This is a genomic window from Chryseobacterium sp. IT-36CA2, assembly GCF_949767875.1.
Classification (GTDB): domain Bacteria; phylum Bacteroidota; class Bacteroidia; order Flavobacteriales; family Weeksellaceae; genus Chryseobacterium.
The window spans coordinates 1-4951 of record NZ_CATKPG010000007.1; the positions used below are offsets into that span (position 1 = coordinate 1).

The 4951-nt window shown below is 36.6% G+C and carries 5 protein-coding genes; 2 read left to right on the forward strand and 3 right to left on the reverse strand.

Annotated features, from left to right (window positions below; translation table 11 throughout):
* The first annotated feature begins 140 nt into the window (after window positions 1-140).
* On the forward strand, window positions 141-371 hold the full coding sequence (locus tag ACM6F9_RS00810) for a hypothetical protein (RefSeq protein ID WP_414843982.1): 231 nt from the start codon (window positions 141-143) through the stop codon (window positions 369-371).
* Window positions 372-665: 294 nt separating this feature from the next.
* Here the strand turns inward: ACM6F9_RS00810 and ACM6F9_RS00815 are convergent, their stop codons facing one another.
* The 3 genes from ACM6F9_RS00815 to ACM6F9_RS00825 all read right to left on the reverse strand — a co-directional run bounded on the left by ACM6F9_RS00815 (window position 666) and on the right by ACM6F9_RS00825 (window position 3189).
* On the reverse strand, window positions 666-1610 hold the full coding sequence (locus ACM6F9_RS00815; RefSeq protein WP_414843983.1) for a transketolase family protein: 945 nt from the start codon (window positions 1608-1610) through the stop codon (window positions 666-668).
* A gap of 98 nt (window positions 1611-1708) precedes the next feature.
* Window positions 1709-2593, reverse strand: coding sequence for a transketolase (locus ACM6F9_RS00820; RefSeq protein ID WP_228406948.1), 885 nt, complete (start codon window positions 2591-2593; stop codon window positions 1709-1711).
* Between the two features lie 77 nt (window positions 2594-2670).
* Window positions 2671-3189: a hypothetical protein gene (locus ACM6F9_RS00825; RefSeq protein ID WP_414843984.1), complete on the reverse strand. Its 519-nt coding sequence runs from the start codon at window positions 3187-3189 to the stop codon at window positions 2671-2673.
* Window positions 3190-3526: 337 nt separating this feature from the next.
* Here ACM6F9_RS00825 and ACM6F9_RS00830 point away from each other — a divergent pair.
* Window positions 3527-4951: reprolysin-like metallopeptidase (locus tag ACM6F9_RS00830; protein ID WP_414843985.1), on the forward strand; the 1425-nt coding region annotated here is incomplete at its 3' end.

A 4951-nucleotide genomic window follows, 5' to 3' on the forward strand; every position in this document is an offset into this window, starting at 1 on the left:
ACTAAACATCCCTTCTGAAGAAGATATTTACTTATGGATGAAAAAACTTAATGATTAATATCCAATCATTCCTATAGTTCAAATTTATTACTGCTGGCATCTCTTCTCTATTTTCTCTATTTTTGTTTAAAATTAAAATCATGTCACAGAATATCAGATTGGCTACAGCAGAAGATTATCCGAGAATTATGGAAATATGGGAATCAGCTGTAAAAGCAACACACGATTTTCTTGCCGAAGAGGATTTCAATTATTTCAAAGAGGCCATTCCAAGAGATTACCTTCCTCATCTGGAAATGCTTTTCATTCATAATGACACGTGCGGAAAAGGCTACGGGAAAACACTTTATCAGTTTGTGAAAAAACTATAGAATCAGTAATTATTTTTCAGGGTTAAAAGCTTCCAGTAAAAGAGAAGATGAATATGTAGAAAAAATACTGTTTCCCGTTCTGATTGCCGTAGGAATTCCCCTGAATAAGGAAGAATAATAAATAAGAAGGGTAAAAACTAATACGATGAAGAATTGAGGTATAACCACTCCCTTCTGCTGGAGGGGTGGCAAGAATTCAAAGAATTTTTGACGGGGTGGTCTATACACAATAATAAAAAAAACTCGGCGGTTTCGAAGAAACTGCCGAGTTTTATCTATATAAAATAGCTTATATTAAGCTAAAATTCTCTTTACAGCTTCTTTTACTGCAGTAGAATCAATTTTGTACTTTTTCATAAGCTCTGCTGGTGTTGCAGACTCTCCGAAAGTATCATTTACTGCCACGAACTCTTGTTTTGTAGGTCTTTTTCTAGCAAGCATTCCTGCAACAGATTCTCCTAAACCTCCAAGGTAGTTGTGCTCCTCAGCAGTTACAATCTTACCTGTTTTTTCAACAGATTTTAAAATGATCTCTTCATCAAGAGGCTTGATTGTGTGAATGTTGATAACCTCACAAGAAATACCTTCTTTTTCAAGCTCATCCGCAGCTACAAGAGATTCCCATACAAGGTGTCCTGTTGCCACAATTGTTACATCAGTACCTTCCTGAAGCATAATTCCTTTTCCGATTTCGAAAGGCATGTCTTCCGGAATGAAAACAGGAACTACAGGTCTTCCGAATCTTAAATATACAGGACCCTCAAAATCTGCAATAGCTAAGGTAGCTGCTTTTGTCTGGTTGTAGTCACAAGTATTGATCACTGTCATACCAGGAAGCATTTTCATCATACCGATATCTTCAAGAACCTGGTGAGTAGCTCCATCTTCTCCTAAAGTAAGACCTGCGTGAGATGCACAGATTTTTACATTTTTGTTAGAATAAGCGATAGACTGACGAATCTGATCATATACTCTTGAAGTAGAGAAGTTAGCGAAAGTTCCTGTGAAAGGAATTTTTCCTGTAATGCTAAGACCAGCAGCAATTCCCATCATGTTTGCTTCTGCAATACCAATCTGAAAGAATCTTTCAGGAGCCTTCTCAATGAATTTCTCCATTTTCAAAGAACCGATAAGGTCTGCACAAAGTGCTACTACATTAGGATTTTTGTCCGCCAGTTCTGCTAATCCTGCTCCGAATCCTGAACGAGTGTCCTTTTTTTCTGTATATGTATATTTCATTTTTACTAAAGTTTTTGATCATTGATAGATGATAGCGGATTAACAATATTATAAAGTTCTACGGGTATCATTTACCAATAATAATTTATCATTTATAATTAATAATCAGCCGGAGCTTCTAGGTATAATTGCTTGAATGCTGTTTCCAACTGCTCATCATTAGGAGCTTTACCGTGCCAAGCATGAGATCCCATCATATAATCTACTCCGTAACCCATTTCTGTGTGAAGAAGGATTGCTACAGGCTTCCCTTTTCCTGTTTCTGTTTTTGCTTTCTCAAGAATTGCAATTACAGCTTCAAGGTCATTACCGTTTTTCTCTTCCAAAACAATCCATCCGAATGCTTCCAATTTAGCATGAAGATTTCCTAAGCTTAATACATCATCCGTATCTCCATCAATCTGACGTCCGTTGTAATCAATAGTAGAAATGATATTATCTACCTTTTTAGCAGAAGCATACATCAATGCCTCCCAGATCTGACCTTCCTGAAGCTCACCATCTCCGTGAAGAGAGTAAACAAGAGACTGATCACCATCTAATTTTTTACCTTGAGCTACTCCAAGTGCTACAGAAAGTCCTTGTCCAAGAGAACCTGAAGCGATTCTGATCCCAGGAAGACCTTCGTGAGTAGTTGGGTGACCCTGTAATCTTGAATCTAATTTTCTGAAAGTACTCAGTTCTTCTACCGGGAAGAAGCCGAATCTCGCTAAAGTAGAGTAGAATACCGGAGAAATATGTCCGTTTGATAGATAAAAATGATCCTCATTTTTGCCTTCCATTGTGAAAGGAAGTTTATAGTTCATTACCTTTCCGTAAAGAGCTGTAAAGAACTCTGTACAACCTAAGCTACCACCCGGGTGTCCTGAATTTACAGCGTGAACCATTCTTAAAATGTCTCTTCTGATCTGCGTAGTAAGAGTTTTTAACTCTTCAATACTTTTACTCATTATATCTGATTTATTTGCATGCGAATTTACAATTTTTTACCGGCTTATGGAAATGCAAAAATCCGGATGTAAAAACCCGGATTTTGATTAATTTGAATATTTTCCCGCTTTTAACAGCCTTCATTCAGGTAAACGGAAATTTCTGTCACAATATTATTAACAAATTTAAAACTTAACAATGTTCCTGCCTGGCTGTCTTCAAGATTAAAATAACCGGTATCTTTAATCGGTTTGCCATTAGAGTCCCAGTCCGGACGTACACTGAAGTTAGCATAATTTCTATAAGCATTGATCAGATCATCCCTTGTGCTTCCAACCCCGATTCCGCTTTTGGTCTTAAATTTTTTACTCGAAGTGGTCATATAGGTAACGGAAGGAACACTGGGATTGGCTTCATTAATATAATTATCAAAAAGATCAATCTGTATGATTTCTCCATTATATTTTACCATGTTTTTCTTTTCACCGCTAGAATTGATCAGTTTTGTTCCTGCTATCTTTTCGGCTTCAACCTTGGGCATGAATACCTTAAATGGTCCAATTCGCAGTGTTGATACTTCAAAGTTTTCCTGAGCATTCATTAATCCAAATGTTAATGAAAATAGGAGAATTGAGATGAGTTTTTTCATAGTTTTTAAGTTTCTATTTTTTTGTTTTTAATAAATTTTGGAATGATGTTGATATTTTTCATGCCAAAGATAATCAAAACGAAAAGTCTATAAAATCAGTTATTTTACGGAAAAGAAAAAAAAGAAAAATATTTATTGAGTGTGATGCTTTATAGTAGCAGGATCGTTGTTTTTTTTGCAAGAGAACTTTGCTTTTTTTTGAATTTTCATATGTGATAATTGGATTAATTTAACTAATTTTATAATTCCAGATTATTTGAATTATTAACCTTTAACTAATTATTTTTTAGTTTTTGGTCTTATTAATTAGAATAGTAAAAATTACATACCATTATATATGAAAATTAGACAATTATTTTATTTGGGGATATTTGTGATATCCATTTCCTCAGGGAAAGCCCAGGACTTTTTTACGGTAATCAGTGAGAGGTCCATTAAAGCAGATCCTAAAAACAGGACAGTACAACCGGAAAAGTCAATGACCTACACATTGGACGTGGCTGGAATGAAAAGTTATTTTAATTCTGTTCCGGAATTAAAAGACAGTGACCGTAAAGATAATGCTCCGATTATTGTTCTGCCAATGCCGGACGGTTCGAAAGCAAAGTTCAGAATCTGGAAATCTTCAGTGATGGCTCCAGGACTAGCAAGTCAGTTTCCTCAGATTGTTACCTTTACAGGCCAGGGAATTGATGATAAATATGCTACCATAAAGCTTGATTTTACAGAATTGGGATTCCATGCACAGATCAAATCTGTGGTAGCTGGTGATACCTATATTGATCCTTATGCAAAACTGGATGTAAACAATTATATCATTTACAAGAAAAGTGATCTGATTGATAAAAATCCGAGATCTTGTGGAGTAAATGACGAGGACGATACGGCGCTAGGAAAAAAAAACGCTCAAAAAACTACGGCTCCAAGCGTAGGAACTCAAATTAGAGTTTTCAGACTGGCTGTTGCATGTACAGGAGAATACGCAGTAGCAGCAACGGGTACAGCTACTCCTACTGTAGCACAGACACTTTCAGCAATTGTAACTTCTGTAAACAGAGTAAACGGAGTGTATGAGCAGGAAGTAGCTTCAAGATTAGTATTAGTGGATAACGAAGTAAATGTAGTCTTTACCAATGCTACTACAGATCCGTTTCTTGGAAATAATAATGCCAATACCCTGATTAATGAAAGCCAGACTCAAATTGATTTATTGATAGGAAATGCCAATTATGATGTAGGGCATACCTTCAGTACCGGAGGTGGTGGATTGGCCGGATTAGGAGTAATTTGTAATAATTCAAATAAAGGAAGAGGAATAACAGGTTCACCTAACCCTGTAGGGGATCCTTACGATATTGATTATGTAGCTCATGAAGTTGGGCACCAGTTTGGAGGTCCACATACTTTTAATGCTACTACAGGAAGCTGTGGAGGAGGAAACCGTAGTGCGGCCAATGCTGTAGAACCGGGAAGTGGTATTACAATTATGGCTTATGCCGGAATTTGCGGTAGTGTCAATAACCTTGCAGCCAACAGTATTGCTATCTTCCATACCAAATCATATCAGTCTATTACGACAAAAGTTCAGTCAACAACATGTCAGGTGACTATTCCTTCCAACAATTTTGCGCCTACTGTAAATGCGGGAGGTGATTATACAATTCCTAAGAGTACACCTTTCAGATTAGAAGGATCTGCCTCAGATATAGATAACAATCCACTTACTTACTGCTGGGAACAGAATGATGTAGGCCCGGCAAGT

Bases quoted from the DNA above. Each gene is read 5' to 3' on its own strand.
- ACM6F9_RS00810 (WP_414843982.1), top strand. From the start codon at position 141: ATGTCACAGAATATCAGATTGGCTACAGCAGAAGATTATCCGAGAATT.
- ACM6F9_RS00825 (WP_414843984.1), bottom strand. From the start codon at position 3,189: ATGAAAAAACTCATCTCAATTCTCCTATTTTCATTAACATTTGGATTA.
- ACM6F9_RS00815 (WP_414843983.1), bottom strand. From the start codon at position 1,610: ATGAAATATACATATACAGAAAAAAAGGACACTCGTTCAGGATTCGGA.